We start from the raw sequence: 17,295 nt of genomic DNA, 5'->3' as shown, positions 1-17,295 counted from the left end.
AACCTATTGGTAAGGTTGATCTTTTTCGATTTCCTCCATTTTTTGGAGCCGCCCCCGCGTTGCGTGGTCGCCTTTGGCGAGGCGTCAGCCCTCCCTTCCGGCGCAATCCCTTGGGGCCCCAAGCCGCGCCGAACTTGGCACGGCAAATGCAGAGGGTGGATCAGCCCCGCCCGGCCGCCGACGATCCGGCGGCGGCAGGACGAACGGGCAAAGCCGCCCGGCCCCCTACGGAGAACAGCCTTGAACATCGCCCTCAAGCTCCAGCGCCGCACCGACACCAGCGCCAGCCTCTTCGCCAGCGCGCAGGAGGTCATTCCCGGCGGCGTCAACTCGACCGCCCGCGCCACCTGGTCGGGCTGGGAGCCCTATCCGCTCTTCGTCACCAGCGGCAGCGGCTCGCATGTGATCGACGCCGACGGCAACGACTATGTCGACTATCTCCTGGGGCTTGGACCGATGATCCTCGGCCACCGTCCGCCGCGCGTCACGCGCGCCGTGGTGGAGCAGATCGAGAATGTCGGCACGGTCTTCGCGCTGCCGGCAGCGGCCGAGGCCGATCTCGCCCGCAAGATCATCGCCGCCGTGCCGAGCGTGGAGAGCGTGCGCCTGTCCAACACCGGCACGGAGGGCGTTCTCTACGCCACGCGCCTCGCCCGCGCCTATACCGGACGGCGCAAGATCGTGCGCTTCGAGGGCATGTATCACGGCTTCTCCGACGGCGTTTACTGGAGCAAGCATCCCAAGATCGAGACGGCGGGGCCGGATGCGCGCCCCGTTCCCGTGCCGCAGGGCCCGGGCCTGCCCAAGGGCGTGGAAGAGAACCTCATCATCCTGCCTTGGAACGACGCGGAGGCGCTGCGCAGCGTCATCGCCGAGCAGGGCCACGAGATCGCCGCCGTGCTGACCGAGCCGATGATGTGCAACACCGGCTGCATCCTGCCCCTGCCCGGCTATCTCGAGGCGATGCGCGAGATGACGGCCGAGGCCGGGATCGTCCTGATCTTCGACGAGGTCATCACCGGCTTCCGCCTCGGTCTCGCCGGCGCGCAAGGGATCTTCGGCATCACGCCCGACCTCTCCGTCTTCGCCAAGGGCCTGGGCGGCGGTTTCCCCGTCGCGGCGGTCGGCGGTCGGCGCGAGATCATGGATCTCGTGTCGGACGGCACGGTCTCGCTCGCCGGCACCTACACCGCCAACGGCATCGCGGTGGCCGCCGCCAACGCCACGCTGGACGAGCTGAACGAGCCCGGCGCCTACGAGCGCCTCTACGCCGTGTCGGACCGGCTGCGCCATGGGCTGGAGGAGATCTTCAAGGCGAGCGGCCTGCCGGCGCATGTGGTCGGCCTCGGCCCCGTGCTTCAGGTCTGGTTCTCCGACGCCCCGATCCACAACTACCGCGACGCCGAGCGCCATGCCGACCAGGACATGTTCCGCCGCTGGTGGCTGGGCATGATCGAGCGCGGCATCCTGTTCCACCCCGGCGCCTACGAGAACCTGTTCGTCTCCTTCGCGCATTCCGATCTCGACGTGGACACGACGCTCGCCGCCGCCCGCGAAGTCGTCGCAACGCTTAGCTGAAAAGCCGCCCGGCCCCGGACAGCGCGTCCGGGGCCGGGCACTCCCGACGAAATGCCGATACCGGTCCTCGCCCGCCGGCCCCTGCGCCCGCCCGCCCGAGACCCAAAACCGAAGCCCGCTTCCGCCGCGCGCCGGCCCGCCGCTGAGTGCGCCGCGTCGACATCGCCGCCCCGGAACCGCGCAGCACCGCTGAATTGCCGCCTATGAGACGAGAGCGAGCCGTTCGCGACCGGTGGCGTCCACGGCAATGAGGGGCTGGCGCCAGCCTGTATTGCCAAGTGGTAAGTTACCAAATTACAACTTGAAGATTACAATGAGTCGAACATAAGGTCGGCCTGCGACAATATGGCTGGGTCGCTTAGTAAAATCTTTCGCGCGATGAGGTTTTTCTCGCACCTTATTATAACTCCAGGGTAAAAATGCCTGGTTTATCGAGATATTGGTCATGATGCATTCGCTTTCCAGCCAATCACCGGAAAGACTTCTCTGGTTCCTCCTGATTGAGACCGCCCTGGCTCTTCGCCAAGTGACCGAGCGGCATCTTAAGGGAGGCAGCGTAAGCTTGACGCCGGGTGAGATCAGGACCCTGGATTATGTCATGCGGCATCAAAGCACCCGGCAGGTCGTCCTGGCCGAGCGCATGGGAATCGAGCCCATGACGCTGTCGGTCTATCTCGATCGGTTGGAATCCTTCGGGCTCATCGAGCGCAAGAAGGACCCGGGCGACCGGCGCCTCAAGCTCGTCGAGCCGACAGACAACGCGGCCAAGGTGGTGGCCGATCTCGAACCGACCCTGACCGAAATCTACCAGGCCATGGCCAAGGGGATCGAGCGCGAAGACCTCGTTCGCATCACCGCCGGCTTGACCATGATCCGCGCCAATCTGGCGAAGTGCCCTGACGTGACCCCGACCGCTGCGCCGATCGTGGCCAAAGTATCCGCCAAGCGCGACTGAGGTCGCGCCCCGGCGCGAAGCTGAGTCTACCTGTCTGAGAGCGCGGCGCCCGGTTTCGCGAACGGTCTGATGGGCTTGAAGAGTGGCATCGCTTGTGGACCCGTCGCGTTCTTGCGAGCGGTCAAGGGGTTGGCGGCGAAAGGCCGCATCCGATCGCACGCGATTGTTGAGGGGCCACGCGTTCACCTTAGCTCAAAGGCAACGGACCCATATCATCATCCCGTGATAGCTTTCTCTATCGCGGACGACGCCCATGCGCCTCACCATCAAGCTCAAGCTTGCCACCGCGTTCGCTGGCGTTCTCGCCTTGATGGGAGGCACGGGGTATTACGGGCTGCACGGGCTGCAGCTCTCCAACGAGAACATGCAGACCTTCGTCTCGCGCCCCTATGCACAGACCAAACGGGTCGAGGACGCGGCGCGCGGGATGCAGAACATCGGCCGCAGCGTCAACCGGATGCTGGCCTCCAAGGACGATTCCGAAATGGCGGAGGTCCGCGCCTCGATCGAGAAGGGCTTGGCCGACGAGCTCTCGATCATGAAGGGCTATCGCGACGCCCTGACGCCGGACGCGGTCGGCACGCCCGCGACGGCCGATGCCGTCCTGGCGGCGATCCAGACCTGGCAGGGCATGGTGAACAAAACCATGGACCTGATCCAAGAGAACACCACGACGCGCGCCAACGAGCTGTTCGCCCAGAAGGCCGTTCCGCTGGTGGACGAGCTGACCGAGGATTTCCGCCTGGCACGCGAGCGCATCAGGACGGAGGGCTCTAACGACCGGCTGCGCGACGCCGCCTCCGCGGCCCGGCTCGGTCTGCCTCAGATGATGTACCGGCTGAAGGTCGCGACGGGGGAACCGGACAAGGCGCGCGGGGCAGCGGCGTTCGATGTCTTCCAGACCAGCTTCAAGGCGTTCGACGAAGGTATGAACGCCTATCTTGCCGCCGCCGAGGACACGCCCTTGGCGGCCGACGCGAAGGAGCAGATGGGCAACTGGGCGGACCTGAAGCCCTTGGTCGAGAAGATCGGCGCGCTGGGCATGACCAAGTCCGTGGAAAACGCCAACACGCTCTATTCCGGCGAGGGACGGCCCTTTCTCCTCGCCACGATCAAGCAGATGGACGAGCTGATCGCCGCCGAGACGAAGGTCGCCGAGGGGCTGGCGAGCGACACGCAGGACCAGTACGGCACGACCCGCCTGACGATGCTGGTGCTGATCGGACTCGGCTTGCTGCTCGGCGCCGGCGCCGCGCTCTGGCTGGCCCTGTCGATCTCGCGCGGTCTGAATCTGGCCATGCACCACGCGCGCAAGATCGGCGGCGGTGACATTTCCGAGCGTATTCGGGTGAGACAGAACGACGAGATCGGCGATCTTCTCACGACGATCTGCCAGATGCGGGTGAAGCTGAACGAGACGGTCGTCTCGATCCGCGAGTCCGCCGGTCAGGTCGCGTCCGGCTCCTCGCAGTCGGCCGCGACCGCCGAGCAGCTCTCCGCCGGCTCCAGCCAGCAGGCCGCCGCCTCCGAGGAGGCCTCCGCCGCCGTCGAAGAGATGACCGCCAACGTGCGCCAGAACGCCGACAATGCCGGCACCACCGAGAAGATCGCCCGTCAGGCCTCCGAGAGCGCCGAGAAGACCGGTGTGGCGGTCGGCGCCTCGGTGGAGGCGATGCGCATCATCGCCGAGAAGATTTCGGTGGTGCAGGAGATCGCGCGCCAGACCGACCTTCTGGCGCTGAACGCGGCGATCGAGGCCGCGCGCGCCGGCCAGCATGGCAAGGGTTTTGCGGTGGTCGCTTCCGAGGTTCGCAAGCTCGCGGAGCGATCGCAGTCGGCGGCGCAGGAGATCGGGCAATTGTCGGCGCAGACGCTGGTCACCTCCGAGGAGGCCGGCCGGATGCTCGATGCGCTGGTGCCGGACATCCGGAAGACTGCCGAGCTCGTGTCCGAAATTTCGGCCGCCTGCCGCGAACAGTCGGTCGGCATCGAGCAGATCAACCAGGCCATCCAGCAGCTCGACCAGGTGACGCAGAGCAACGCCGGATCGGCCAACGAGATGGCCGCGACCGCCGGCCAGCTGTCGAGCGAAGTGCAGCGCCTGGAAGCCACCACGAGCTTCTTCAAGCTGGAGAATGGGATTGGCTCCAAGCCCGCCGCCGCGGCGCGCCAGGCCAAGGTCGAGGCGCTTCGCGCCAATGTCCAGGCCTTCGGCGCCGCTCATGGCAAGCGCGCGCCGGTGGCCGCCAAGCAGGCGCCCGCCCCCGCGCCGCGATCCGACAGCGGCTTCGACATGGATCTCGACAGCGACAAGGGCTTCGAGCGCCTGAGCGCCTGACGCGCTCGCGTTTTCGGGCGGAGCGGGATCGATCGAAAGATCGGAGAGGCTTTTCGACAAGCGCGGCGGCGGAGAGCCGCCGAGGAATGTTTCGACGGCCGCGAGGCGGCGAACTTGCGGGATGCGAGGGCGCAGCGGCGAGGATGGGCAACGCTCTGCGCGCCCCATGCCCCGCCATCGGGTGACGTGACAAGCACGGCGGAGCGACCGGACCGGACCGGACCGGACCGGAAGACAATCTCTGAAAAACCGCGAATAGCCAAAGGCGCGCCCTCTCCCTCGACCGAGCGCAAGCGGCGTCGAGCGTCGGACCGCGCCGCCGCGCTATCGACGGCCGGAGCCTTCGCGACTCCGCGCCGTTGAGGGGGAATGAGCTTTCCCTTCAGCTGGTCGCCCGATCCCTACATTCTCGTTCTCACCGGGGCCGGCGTCCTGATCGCGCTCGTGGCGTGGCTGCCGCTGGCGCTGCGGCGCCTGCCGCTCTCTCTGCCGATCGTGTGCATTGGGCTTGGCGCGCTGATCTTCTCCCTGCCGCAGGTGACGCTGCGCCCGCTGCCGCTCCACCACCCCGAGCTGGTGGAGCGCTTCTCGGAATTCGTCGTCATCATCGCCCTGATGGGCGCGGGCCTGAAGATCGACCGCGTCTTCGGCTTTCGGCGCTGGTCGGTCGCCTGGCGGCTGATCGGCATCACCATGCCGCTCGGCATCGCCGCGATCACGATGCTCGCCGGCTGGTGGATCGGCCTCTCCTGGACGTTGGCGCTTCTCCTCGGCGCCGCGCTCGCGCCGACCGACCCGGTTCTGGCCGCCGACGTGCAGGTCGGCCCGCCCAAATCCGGCGAGGAGGACGAGGTCCGCTTCGGTCTCACCTCGGAAGCCGGGCTGAACGACGGTTTCGCTTTTCCCTTCGTGCATCTCGCCATCGCGCTGGCGGCGGCGAGCACGAGTGGCAAGCCCTGGTTCGCGCATTGGCTGAGTTTGAACGTCGTCTGGGAAATCGGGGCGGGCGTTGCGGGCGGCTACGCGATCGGGAAGCTCTTCGGCTGGCTCACCTTCCACGTTCCCGCCAAGACGAAGCTCGCCAAGACCGGCGACGGGCTGATCGCCCTGTCGGCGACCTTCGTTTCCTATGGCGTCACCGAACTGATCCATTGCTACGGCTTCCTCGCCGTGTTCGTCACCGCCCTCACCTTCCGCCACGCCCATCGCGACCACGACTTCCAGCGGGACATGCACGCGCTGACCGAGCAGATCGAGCGCATCGCCATGATGGTCCTGCTCATCCTGTTCGGCGGCGCGCTGGTCAGCGGCCTTCTGGCGCCGCTGCGCTGGGTCGATGTCGCGGCGGTTCTCGCCATACTCCTCGTGATCCGTCCGCTCACCGGCCTTGTCGGCCTTCTCGGCCACCCCGCTGACGGGCGCGAGCGGCTGACGCTCGCTTTTTTCGGCATTCGCGGGGTCGGCTCGATCTACTATCTCGCCTATGGGCTCAACCATATCGAGGGGGTGCAAGACGGCGAACGGCTCTGGGCCATCGTCGGTCTGGTGATCCTCGTCTCGATCCTCATGCACGGGCTGACGGTCACGCCCATTATGCGCCGGCTCGACCGCACGCACGGCCGGGACCCCGACACCGGCCAAGCCACCCCGCCGCCCGGGCTGCAGGGGCCGGCGACGGAGCGCTAGCGGCACGGCACCGCCCCAACGGCACTCCACACCACCGCGAACGGGACTCGCTCAAATCATTGGCTTGCGAAAGCCTTGCGCGCTATGCAGATCGGGAGCACGTTCGAGGGGGCATGGCGCGAAGCGCCCGCCCCGGTCTCCCGAGCGGCGCGACAGGTCTCCAACTCGTCAGGTATCGGCCGATGACCAAGACTGCCGATGCCACGTTGGACGCCGCGCCCGCTATCGAAGCCGTGCGGCACGGCGTGATGCCGATGATCGGCGGCGGCGAGATGGGCCGGCGGGTGCGCGAGACCGACTGGTCCGCCAGCGCGCTCGGCGCCTACGAGACCTGGCCGCAGTCGCTGCGCTCCTCGCTTTCGCTGGTCCTGAACGCCAAGGGCATCGCCGCGCTCTACTGGGGGCCGGAGCAGTGGCTCCTCTACAACGACGCCTATGGCGCGGCGCTCGGCGACCGCCATCCGCTGGCCTTCAGTCGTCCAATGCCGGAGGTGCTGACCGACATCGCGCCAGTTCTCGGCCCCCAGGTCGCCGAGGTGCTGCGCACCGGCGCGGGCTTCGCCATCGAGAACCTCGCCATGACGATGCGTCGCCACGATCGCGACGAGCTGACCGCCTGGACCTACAGTTTTTCGCCCGTGCAGGGGGAGGATGGCGGCTTTGCCGGCGTGCTCCTGCTCGCCACCGAAGTCACCGAACAGGCACGGATCGGCATCCGGCGCGACGCGCTGATCGCGCTCGGCAACGTGTTTCGCGATGTCGAGAACGCGGACGAGCTGGCCGCAGGGGCCAATGCGATCCTCGGCCGCGCGCTCGGCGTCAGCCGGGTCGGCTACGGCACGATCGATCCTGAAAGCGAGGTTCTGCGCGTGCGGCGGGAATGGAACGCGCCGGGCATCGAGGGCCTGGCGCCCGACATCCATCTGCGCAGCTACGGTAGCTATGTCGAGGACCTGAAGCGCGGTGACACCAATGTCATTCCCGACGCGCGCCTCGATCCGCGCACCGTCGATGCGGCGGACCAGCTGAAGGCGCTGAGCGGGCAGGCCTTCGTGAACGTGCCGCTGGTCGAGCAGGGGCGGCTGGTCGCGCTTCTCTATGTCAACGACGTCCACGCTCGGGCCTGGCCGGAGGAGGATCTCGACCTCATCCGCGAGTTCGCCATGCGCCTTCGCATCGCCGTGGAGCGCGCGAGCGCCGCGCAGGCGCTACGTGATAGCGAGGCGCTGTCGCGCGAGAACGTGCAGCGCGTGCAACTGGCGCTATCGGCTGGGGCCATCATCGGCACTTGGCTTTGGGACCTGCCGAGCGACCGCTTCACCGTGGACGAAGCCTTTGCCAAAGCCTTCGGCCTCGACCCCGCGCTCGGCCGGGATGGTCTGAGCCTCGCGCAGGTCGTGAGCACCGTCCACCCCGACGACCAAGAAGCGCTCGCCGCCGCGATCGGTGAGGCGATCACGCGCGGCGGCGCCTATGCGCACCAGTACCGAACGCGCCGCGCCGACGGGAACTATTACTGGCTGGAGGCGAACGGCCGGGTCGAGCATGGGCCGGACGGCACGCCGCTGAACTTTCCCGGCGTCCTGATCGACATCGAGGAGCGCCGCGCCATCGAGGCCGAGCGCGAGCGCGTCACCGAAATGCTGCGCAGCCTCACCGAAACGCTGGAGCAGCGCGTCGCTGACAAGACCGCCGAGCTCATGCTCTCCGAGGAGGCACTGCGCCAGAGCCAGAAAATGGAAGCGGTGGGTCAGCTGACGGGCGGCCTCGCGCACGATTTCAACAATCTGCTCGCCGGCATTTCCGGCTCGCTCGACATGATGCAGACGCGCATCGCGCAGGGGCGATTCGGCGAGATCGACCGCTACATGACCGCCGCGCAAAGCGCGGCCAAGCGCGCCGCGGCGCTGACCCATCGCCTGCTCGCCTTCTCGAGGCGCCAGACGCTGGAGCCCAAGCCCTCGGATGTCGACCGGATCGTCGCCGGTATGGAGGAGATGGTGCGCCGGACGGTCGGCCCCGCCATCGCGGTGGAGGTGCATGGTACGGCGGGGCTCTGGCCGGTTCTGGTGGACCCGAACCAGTTGGAGAACGCGCTTCTCAACCTCTGCATCAACGCGCGGGACGCCATGCCCCATGGTGGGCGCCTCGTGCTGGAGACCGCCAACCGCACGATCGCCGAGCGCGCGGCCTTGGTGCGCGACATGCCGCCGGGCGACTACGCCTCGCTCACCGTGTCGGACAACGGCGTCGGCATGGCACCCGAGATCATGGAGCGCGTCTTCGAGCCCTTCTTCACCACCAAGCCGATAGGCCTCGGCACGGGGCTTGGCCTGTCCATGATCTACGGTTTCGCCAAGCAGTCGGGCGGCGAGGTGCGCCTTCATTCGCAGGTCGGCGAGGGCACGTCGGTGACGATCTTCCTGCCCCGCCACGCCGTGGCCGAGGCGGATGCGCGGGTGCCCGAGCCGGAACCGGCGAGCCCGCGAACGGGCGCGGGCGAAACCGTGCTGGTGATCGACGACGAACCACTGGTGCGCATGCTCGTGGTGGATGTCCTGGAAGACCTCGGCTACAGCGCGATCGAGGCCGCCGACGGGCCGGAAGGGCTGGAGATCCTGCGCTCGGGTATCGGCGTCGATCTTCTCGTCACCGATGTCGGCCTGCCCAAGGGCATGAACGGGCGGCAGGTGGCCGACGCCGCGCGCGCCCTGCGCCCGGGGCTGAAGGTCCTGTTCGTGACGGGCTATGCCGAGACCGCCGTTCTCAGCCATGGCCATCTCGAAAGCGGCATGCAGGTCGTGACCAAGCCTTTCGATCTCACCGTTCTCGCCCGGCGGATCAAGGATCTCATCAACAGCTGACGGCGGCGAGGCCGACAGGCCCGCGCGCCGGCAAGGGCGGTTCCCAAACGAAAAACGCCCTTGCCGGGGGAGGACCGGCAAGGGCGTCAAGGGTGAGCCGGCGGTGGGAGGAACCGGTCGGCTCGAACGCCGCGACCGGGGGAGGACCGGTCGGAGCGAAAGGGAGAAACTGTTAGCGCGCCGTGCGGCGGGCGGTCGGCATGTCGAAGCGGGACATGCCGATGTCGGACAGCTCACGGGCCGTCATGCGGTTCAGCTCGCGCGCATTGGGGCGAAACTGGGTTTTGTCTTCGAAGAGGCGAGCGAGGGTCATGGTCTCTGATCTTTCCGGTCCGGCCTCTCATCGGTGGTGGCCGGCGGGGTCCTGCGTGTTCGATGTCCCGTATGTACCGGCTTCCCCTTCCGTTGTGCAGCGCAAAAGCGGCAAGGGAGACATGCAGTCAGCGAATGGCTCTATTGGATAAACTCTTTGTTAACCTACTTCCGCGCATGGCTCAGGTGATAAGGGACCGTTTTTCGACCGTTTAAGCCGTCCGTTCAGCGGCTTGGCGCCTCACCCGCCTTATGGCGGGCCGAACATTGGCGAGTCTGTGGTCGGCCTTTCTGGCCTGCCGGTCAGCGGACGCATTTCCCCGCGTTCCTCGTCTCGCCGCCCCTGGCGAGGCACCCTCCCTGAGAGATGAACGGCGGGAGCATTTCCAAAACAAGCGAATACGCTACGCCGTCGAACGGAGCCGCCAAAGCAAAACAGCCCGTTTCCGAGGACAGTTTAAGAAACCGAAAAGCGGGACGCGGCGTCATGCAATCGTCACGGATCGCGTCCTATCACGCGCGCAGGCCTGCCCCTTGCCGCTTTCGGAGGTTTCCCATGCGCATTCGCCGTCTCACCGCGCTGTTCCTCGCCGCCGCCGCCTTTGCCGGTGCGGCGCGGGCCGAGCCGGTCGCCTATCCCAAGGCTTCCGTGTCGGAGGCGCCGGGCGAGGAAACGGCCGTGCTGAACGGCGAAACCTTCGTCAATCACGGGCTCGTCGCGGCGGCGCGCGTGCCCGCCGCCAATCTCGACTTTCTCGGCGACACGCTCGGCTCCTTCTCGGCCATGCTGATCGAGCCGGGCAGCTGGCAGAAGACGGCGGAGGGCTACACCGCGCGCCTGCGCACCCTGCCCGATCGCGGCTACAACGAGCCGGACAAGGGCTTCTTCTCCGACTACCAGGGCCGGCTGGTGGATTTCGACCTGTCGCTGAAGCTCGACGGCAAGGCCGGCACGCTGAGCGTGACGCCCACGGGCACCGGCACGCCGCTCACCGGCTTCGACGGCAAGCCGACCACGGGCGCGGACCCCGCCAGCCACACGATGACCGAGAACGGCCATGTCCTGCCCTCGCCGGCCGAGGGAGCGCTCGGCGCCGGCCGCCTGTCGCTCGACGCCGAAGGCGTGGCGCGCCGGGCCGACGGGCGCATCTATGTCAGCGACGAATATGCCGCCGACATCTATCTCTTCGCCGCCGACGGCCGCCTGGAAGGCATCATCGACCCCAGCCCCGCCATCGTGCCGATGACCGACGGACGGATCGACGACAATTCGCTGAAGGCCCCGGACACGGGCCGCCGCAACAACCAGGGGCTGGAAGCCCTGTCGATCTCGCCGGACGGCAAGACGCTGTTCGCCGTGCTGCAGAGCGGCGCGGTGCAGGATTCCTCGGCCTCCAAGAACCAGGCCAACCGCGCCACGACCCGCGTCTATGTCTACGACATCTCCGCCGACGCGCTGCCCAAGGCACCCAAGGCCGTCTACGCCCTGGAGTTGCCGGTCTATTCCAAGAAGGGCAATGGCGAGATCGACGCGACCGCTGCGCTCAGCGAAATGGCCGCGCTCAGCAACCACCAGTTCCTGCTTCTGACGCGCGACGGAAACGGCTGGGGCTGCGGCTGCAAGAACCCCGAAATGGTCAAGCAGATCCTGGTGGTGGACACCGCCGGCGCCACCAATCTGGCGGGCACCGACTTTGAGACGACCACCAAACCGATCGCCCCCAAGGTCGGCGAGCGCAACGTGCTCGACCCCGCCATCACGCCGGTGAAATCCGCCGTTCTCGTCAACATGCTGAACCCCGTGCAGCTGGCGCGCGTCGGGCTCAACATCGACAACGAAAAGGCCGACGCCAAGACCCTGTCGGAAAAGTGGGAGGCGCTGGCGCTGGCCCCAGCGCGCGACCCGAACGCCCCCAACGACGTCTTCCTGTTCGTCGGCAACGACAACGACTTCCTCACCACCAAGGGCGTGATGCAGGGCAAGAGCTACGATGCCGGGCTCGACAATGACAGCATGGTCCTGGCCTACCGCCTCACCCTGCCCGAGACCGTGAAGCTCGGCTGGTAAGCCGGGCGCCCCGCTTCGAGCGCAGGGGGGACGGGTAGCCATAGGACCTCGCCTTCTCCCTTGCGCCGAAGCCGTTGGCGTCGGCGTGGCAACAAAAAACCCCGCCTTGCGGCACGAGGCCGCAAGGCGGGGTTTTGTGTCTTAGGCCGGGTCTACCCTCGGCGTTACGAGCTCATCTTCTCGAAGCCCGTCTCGCCGTCCTCCGGTCCGAGGTCGAGGGCGATGCCGCCCCGGGCGACGCGCTTGGCGGGGAGCGCGCGGTGCGCTGGGGCGGCCGACGCGGCTGCCGCCGGCTTGGTGACGGGCAACTTCACGGGCAGGGGCTTGGCGGCCAGCGGCTTCACGACGGGCGGGCGGCTCGTGGCGAAACGATCCACCTCGGCCTGAAGCGCGCGCACGTCGGAGCGCGCGGGCGCTGCCGGCCGGTGCGACCCTTCGGTCTCCGTGCCGAGGCGGAAGAAGGCGACGCGATCGGTCAGGCGCGAGGCCTCGGCCGAGAGCTGCTCGGCGGTCGCGGACATCTCGTTGGAGGCCGAGGCGTTCTGCTGGGTGATCTGGTCGAGCTGGTGAACGGCGGCGGCGTTTTGCTGCGCGATCTCGTCGAGCTGTTGCACGGCCTTGGCGTTCTGCTGCGCCACCTCGTCCAGTTGCTGCACTGCCTCGCTGGTCTGCTGCGTCACCTTGTCGAGCTGCTGGATCGCTTGGTTGATCTGCTCGGCACCAGTGTTCTGCTCGCGGCAGGCGGCCGAAATCTCGCCCACCAGTTCCGAGGTGCGCTGGATGTCGGGCACGAGCTGCTCCAGCATCCGCCCCGCTTCCTCGGAGATCGAGAGCGTCGAGGTCGACAGGTCGCTGATCTCGGCGGCCGCCTGCTGCGAGCGCTCGGCGAGCTTGCGCACTTCCGAGGCCACCACCGCGAAACCCTTGCCATGCTGGCCGGCACGCGCCGCCTCAATCGCGGCGTTGAGCGCCAGAAGGTCGGTCTGGCGAGCAATCTCCTGGACGATGCGGATCTTGCCGGCGATGGTGCGCATCGCCTCCACGGAATTGGCGACCGCCTTGCCGCTCTTCTCGGCGTTCACCGAGGCCTGCGCGGCGATCTTTTCCGTGGTCGTGGCGTTCTCGGCGGTCTGGCGGATATTGGCCGACATTTCCTCCATCGCGGCCGAGGCCTGCTCGGTGGCGGCGGCCTGTTCCGTGGCGCCCTGGCTGAGCCGCTCGGTGGAGGCGGCCTGTTCGGAAATGCCGCGGCTCAGAAGCTGGGCCGAGGCGGCCTGCTCGACCGTGCCCTGCCCCAGCTGCTCGGTGGAGGCGGCCTGCTCGCTGGCGCCCTGGCTCAGCTGCTCGGCCGTGCTCGCCGACTGGTGCGAACCGGCGGCGACCTGCTGGGCCGAGCCGATGACGTCGGAGATGATCTCGCGAAGCTTCCCGCTCATCGCGTTCATGGCGCGCTGAAGGTCGGCGATCTCGTCGCGCCCCGTGATCTCGACGGACTGCGTGAGATCGCCCGCGCTGATGGCCTGCGCCAGACCGACGGCGCGCTGCAAGGGCGCGGAGGTGGCGCGCACCAGCATGATGCCGGAGATCACGAGCATCGCGATCATGCCGAAGAGGCCACCGCCGATCGCCCATTCGATCATCCGCTCGGCCGAAGCGGCGTCTTTTTGACGAATTTCCAAGAGTCCCTTCTCAGTGGAGATGATCTCGCCCGTCACCGCGCGAAGCTCGTCCATCGTCTTCTTGCCGGCATTGGTGATCTCGAAGTTCCAGGCGCGCTCGCGCGTCGCGGGATCGGCCATCAGCGCGATCGCCGGCTCGGCCACCTCGCTCGTCCATTGATCGGCGAGCTCGCCGACCCGCGCCAGGCGGGTCTGCTGCGCCGGGTTGTCGGCCGTCATTTCGCGCGCTTCGCGCAGAGCGTCGGCGAACCGGGCCGAGCCCGCGCGGTAGGGATCGAGATTGGCGGGCGCGCCGGTGATGAGGAAGCCGCGCATGCCGGTTTCCCGGTCGACCATCGCAGCCGTCAGCTGGTCCACGTCGGCCATCACATCATGCGTGTGGTCGTTCCATCGCATCGTGTTGGACAAGGTGGTCTTGCCGCTGAAGATCACGGCGACCGCCGCGATCATCGTGGCGGCTATGATCGTGAACAGAAGGACGATCTTGGCCTTCATTCGAAGATTCGACATGCTGAGCATCAAGGCACCTTCCGTTCCAAGGGAAACGAGGGAGGACAAGGGGGTTCGGGTCTGCGGCAGAGGGGACTGGGGACCGGACAGGGCGCGCGAGCCGAGCGACCGCGTGACGTGCGGGGGCGCACGCCCGCCACGCCCCGCTGCTGCGGGGGCGAAGGCGATCGACCGATCCGTATGCGTGGAATGGCTGCGCCCGCCCGGACGCGGGGGGTTCCGCCACGCTTCGAAACGCGCCGAACCTCAAGCACCGAACCTGACCAAGCCGTCGTCCGAGCCGATGGCCGCGAACGCGGCTCTCGATCTCCGACCCTTGCTTGTCCGACAAAGCAGCAGCTGCGACGCTTTGTCGTCCTTATCGTAGAAGATGCGACAGACTCGCGAAAATTGACTTAACGGCAGAGTCGATTCGTGACCGGGCACCTGAACGGATTTCCGGTCGGATGGCTGCTCGTCTATGCGCGACTTGCGTCCTACTCTCGAGATCCAAGAATCGGGACTGCCTCTCGTCGAAGTAACTTGAGGTTATGACAAGGTTCCTCGGCTTGAGATCCCGGTCACGCAAAAAAGGGCGCCGCAGCGCCCCCTCCTCTTCGTCAGACAGTGCGCGTCAAAGACGCGGCAACGCGCGGGGGCGGTAGCGCCCGTCGCCCTTCCGGCCTTCCAGCGCACCGTCGCGGATCATGACCTTGCCACCGAGGATCACATCCGTCGGCCAACCCTGGATCGGCACGCCCTCATAGGGGCTGTAGTCCGCCCCGTCGTGCAGGTCCGCATGGCGGATCGTGCGGCGGGCGGCCGGGTCCCAGATCGCGATGTCGGCGTCCATGCCGACCGCGATCCGGCCCTTAAGCTCCAGGCCGTAGACCTTGGCATGGTTGGTGCTCGTCAGCGCGACGAAGCGGGGAAGATCGATCCGCCCCTTCATCACCCCTTCCGAGAAGAGGATGGGCAGCCGTGTCTCGACGCCGGGAATGCCGTTCGGAATATGGCGGAAGCTCGTCCTGCCCTTGGGATTCAGCTTGCCTTCCGGGTCGTCGTAGCGAAAGGGGCAATGGTCGGAGGAGAAGAGGTCGAACGTGCCGCTTTCCAGCCCGGTCCAGCAGGCGTCCTGCGAAGCCTTGTCGCGCGGCGGCGGCGAGCAGACGAATTTGGCGCCCTCCCAGTCCATGCCCTCCAGATCCTCGGCGGTGAGCATGAGATATTGCGGGCAGGTCTCGCCGATCACCTTGCGGCCCCGCGCCCGCGCGCGGGCGATCTCCTCGATCGCCGGCCCGTTGGAAACGTGGACGATGACCACCGGCACGTCCACCACCTCGGCCAGCGACAGAGCGCGGTGCGTCGCCTCGCGCTCCACGGCGACGGGGCGGGTCGTGGCATGGGCGCGGGGGGCGACGTCGCCCTCTGCCTCGTGCCGGCCGATGAGATAGCGGATCGCGTCCTCGTTCTCGCAATGAACCATGACCAGCGCGCCGGTGCGCCGGGCGACATCCATCGTCTCCAGGATCTCCCGGTCGTTCAGCCGCAGGCCCTCGTAGGTCATGAACACCTTGAAGGACGTGTAACCGTCCGCCACCAGGGCGGGCAATTGCTGGCCGAGCACGGCGGCCGTGGGGTCGGAAACGATCATGTGGAAGGAATGGTCGGTGTAGCACTGGCCCTCGGCCAGCGCGTGATAGCGCTTCAGCGCCTCGCGGATCGACTGGCCTTTCTCCTGCAGGCAGAAGGGCAGGATGGTCGTGTTGCCGCCGAACAGCGCGGAGCGCGTGCCGCTTTCGAAATCGTCGGCCATGGTGATGCCCTCGCCCGACGGCTGGGACAGGTGGACATGGCTGTCGATGCCGCCGGGCAGGACGAAGCGGCCGGTGGCGTCGATCGTCTCCGTGCCCTCCCCCAGCGCCTCGCCGATCTGCACGATGCGCCCGTCGCGCACCCCGACATCGGCGGCGAAGACATCCGACGCGGTGGCGACCGTGCCGCCGCGGATGACGAGGTCGAACGGCGCCGTCACAGCGCGGGCTCCAGCGCGGCGATCAGCCGGTTCAGCTCGGCGGCCGTGTTGTAATGAACCATGGACACGCGCACCACGCCGTCGGTGCGCGTGAGCCCATGCTCCTCCACGATGCGCTTGGCGTAGAAGTCGCCATAGCGGATGCCGACCTGCGCCTTGTCCACGGCCTCCACGATCCGCTTCGAGCTTTCCTCGCCCACGGTAAAGGAGACGGTGGAGACGCGATCCGCGATCGCGCTGGAGGTGCGCCCGATGACGCGCACCGAATTGCGGCTGGCGAGAAAGTCCATGAGCTGCGCGGTCAGCGCCCGCTCCTGCTCGGCGATCGCGGCAAAGCCCACCTCGACGCTCGCGCGGCCGGGGGCGGCCCCGTCGCGGGCGCCGAGTTCCTCGACATAGTCCACCGCGCCGATCGAGCCGAAGGCGCATTCGTAGTTGATGTTGCCGGGCTCCAGCTTGTGCGGCACTCGGCCCTTGTCGAAGAAATAGTGGTAGATATTGTCGAGTTCGAGCAGCTTCTCGCGCTTGCCGAACATCACGGCATGATGCGGCCCGAAGACCTTGTAGACGCTGAAGATGTAATAGTCGGCATCCAGCGCCTTCACATCGATCGCCCGGTGCGGCGCGTAGGCGACGGCGTCGACGCAAAGCTCGGCGCCGCCCCCGTGAACGATGTCGGCGATCTGGCGGATCGGGTTGATCGTGCCAAGGATGTTGGAGGCGTGCGTGACGCAGACGAGCTTGGTGCGCTCGGTCATCAGGCCTTTCAGGTCACCCAGATCGAGCTCGAACGTCTCGGGGTCGCAGCGCCACCAGCGGATCACCACGCCGCGCGCCTCGTGCTTCAGCCAGGGGCCGATATTGGCTTCGTGGTCGGTGTTGGTGAGGATGATCTCGTCGCCCGGCTGCAGCCGGCCCACCATGGATTCGGAGAGATAGCGGATCAGGGCCGTGGTCGAGGCGCCCATGACGATCTCGCCCGGATCGCAGTTCATGAACCGCGCGAAGGCGGTGCGCGACTGGGACACGCGCTCGGTCGAAACGCGGCTCGGCTCGTAGCTCGCGCCGGTCTGGACATTGGTGGTGAGGAGATAGTCGAAGACGCGGTCGGCGACGCGGCGCAGAACCTGGCTGCCGCCGGCATTGTCCATATAGGCCCATTCGCCCTGGAGGGCGGGAAACTGGGCGCGGACGAAGTCGAGATCGAGGGTCATGAAATCTTGCCTTGTCGGGCGCGTCCATCCCGCGCCGCCGGGTCGGCTTTCGCCGAGTGGTTCAGGTCTGAAACGTC

The 17,295-nt window shown here is 67.3% G+C and carries 9 protein-coding genes and 1 pseudogene; 6 read left to right on the top strand and 4 right to left on the bottom strand.

Annotated elements, in window-relative coordinates; all coding sequences use genetic code 11:
- The first annotated feature begins 240 nt into the window (after positions 1-240).
- The 5 genes from AUL32_RS17230 to AUL32_RS17210 all read left to right on the top strand — a co-directional run bounded on the left by AUL32_RS17230 (position 241) and on the right by AUL32_RS17210 (position 9,421).
- Positions 241-1,578 carry an aspartate aminotransferase family protein gene (locus AUL32_RS17230; RefSeq protein WP_062117579.1) on the top strand — a complete coding sequence of 446 codons (1,338 nt, stop codon included), beginning with the start codon at positions 241-243 and terminating at the stop codon, positions 1,576-1,578.
- A gap of 445 nt (positions 1,579-2,023) precedes the next feature.
- The gene (locus AUL32_RS17225) at positions 2,024-2,533 is read left to right on the top strand and encodes a MarR family winged helix-turn-helix transcriptional regulator (RefSeq protein WP_062117578.1); all 510 of its coding nucleotides are present in this window, start codon (positions 2,024-2,026) and stop codon (positions 2,531-2,533) included.
- A gap of 253 nt (positions 2,534-2,786) precedes the next feature.
- Positions 2,787-4,871 (top strand): HAMP domain-containing methyl-accepting chemotaxis protein, encoded by a 2,085-nt coding sequence (locus AUL32_RS17220; protein WP_062117575.1) that lies wholly within the window; start codon positions 2,787-2,789, stop codon positions 4,869-4,871.
- A 369-nt stretch (positions 4,872-5,240) separates the two neighbouring features.
- Positions 5,241-6,557, top strand: coding sequence for a cation:proton antiporter (locus tag AUL32_RS17215; RefSeq protein WP_062117572.1), 1,317 nt, complete (start codon positions 5,241-5,243; stop codon positions 6,555-6,557).
- 182 nt (positions 6,558-6,739) lie between these two features.
- Positions 6,740-9,421, top strand: coding sequence for an ATP-binding protein (locus AUL32_RS17210; RefSeq protein ID WP_244497942.1), 2,682 nt, complete (start codon positions 6,740-6,742; stop codon positions 9,419-9,421).
- A gap of 172 nt (positions 9,422-9,593) precedes the next feature.
- Here the strand turns inward: AUL32_RS17210 and AUL32_RS24625 are convergent, their stop codons facing one another.
- Positions 9,594-9,734 (bottom strand): DUF1127 domain-containing protein, encoded by a 141-nt coding sequence (locus AUL32_RS24625; RefSeq protein ID WP_082639895.1) that lies wholly within the window; start codon positions 9,732-9,734, stop codon positions 9,594-9,596.
- Positions 9,735-10,289: 555 nt separating this feature from the next.
- On the opposite strand from AUL32_RS24625, the gene AUL32_RS17205 reads away from it, so the two are divergent.
- Complete coding sequence (locus AUL32_RS17205) at positions 10,290-11,801, top strand: esterase-like activity of phytase family protein (RefSeq protein WP_062117569.1); 1,512 nt, start codon at positions 10,290-10,292, stop codon at positions 11,799-11,801.
- Positions 11,802-12,478: 677 nt separating this feature from the next.
- Here AUL32_RS17205 and AUL32_RS17200 read toward each other — a convergent pair.
- From AUL32_RS17200 to AUL32_RS17190, 3 genes and pseudogenes are all read right to left on the bottom strand, one after another.
- A pseudogene (locus AUL32_RS17200) lies at positions 12,479-13,999 on the bottom strand (methyl-accepting chemotaxis protein); the annotation flags it as partial.
- Positions 14,000-14,603: 604 nt separating this feature from the next.
- Complete coding sequence (gene hydA, locus AUL32_RS17195; protein WP_062117564.1) at positions 14,604-16,004, bottom strand: dihydropyrimidinase; 1,401 nt, start codon at positions 16,002-16,004, stop codon at positions 14,604-14,606.
- The gene (locus tag AUL32_RS17190) at positions 16,001-17,218 is read right to left on the bottom strand and encodes a cysteine desulfurase-like protein (protein WP_062117560.1); all 1,218 of its coding nucleotides are present in this window, start codon (positions 17,216-17,218) and stop codon (positions 16,001-16,003) included. Before AUL32_RS17190 ends, hydA begins: the two co-directional genes overlap by 4 nt.
- Between the last annotated feature and the right edge of the window lie 77 nt (positions 17,219-17,295).

The organism is Aureimonas sp. AU40, from assembly GCF_001463785.1.
Lineage (GTDB): Bacteria > Pseudomonadota > Alphaproteobacteria > Rhizobiales > Rhizobiaceae > Aureimonas.
The sequence above is the reverse complement of the archived record's forward strand: the minus strand, read 5'-3'. Positions and strand labels throughout refer to the sequence as shown.

Bases quoted from the DNA above. Each gene is read 5' to 3' on its own strand.
- AUL32_RS17210 (WP_244497942.1), top strand. From the start codon at position 6,740: ATGACCAAGACTGCCGATGCCACGTTGGACGCCGCGCCCGCTATCGAA.
- AUL32_RS17190 (WP_062117560.1), bottom strand. From the start codon at position 17,218: ATGACCCTCGATCTCGACTTCGTCCGCGCCCAGTTTCCCGCCCTCCAG.
- AUL32_RS17220 (WP_062117575.1), top strand. From the start codon at position 2,787: ATGCGCCTCACCATCAAGCTCAAGCTTGCCACCGCGTTCGCTGGCGTT.
- AUL32_RS17225 (WP_062117578.1), top strand. From the start codon at position 2,024: ATGATGCATTCGCTTTCCAGCCAATCACCGGAAAGACTTCTCTGGTTC.
- AUL32_RS17215 (WP_062117572.1), top strand. From the start codon at position 5,241: ATGAGCTTTCCCTTCAGCTGGTCGCCCGATCCCTACATTCTCGTTCTC.
- AUL32_RS24625 (WP_082639895.1), bottom strand. From the start codon at position 9,734: ATGACCCTCGCTCGCCTCTTCGAAGACAAAACCCAGTTTCGCCCCAAT.
- AUL32_RS17205 (WP_062117569.1), top strand. From the start codon at position 10,290: ATGCGCATTCGCCGTCTCACCGCGCTGTTCCTCGCCGCCGCCGCCTTT.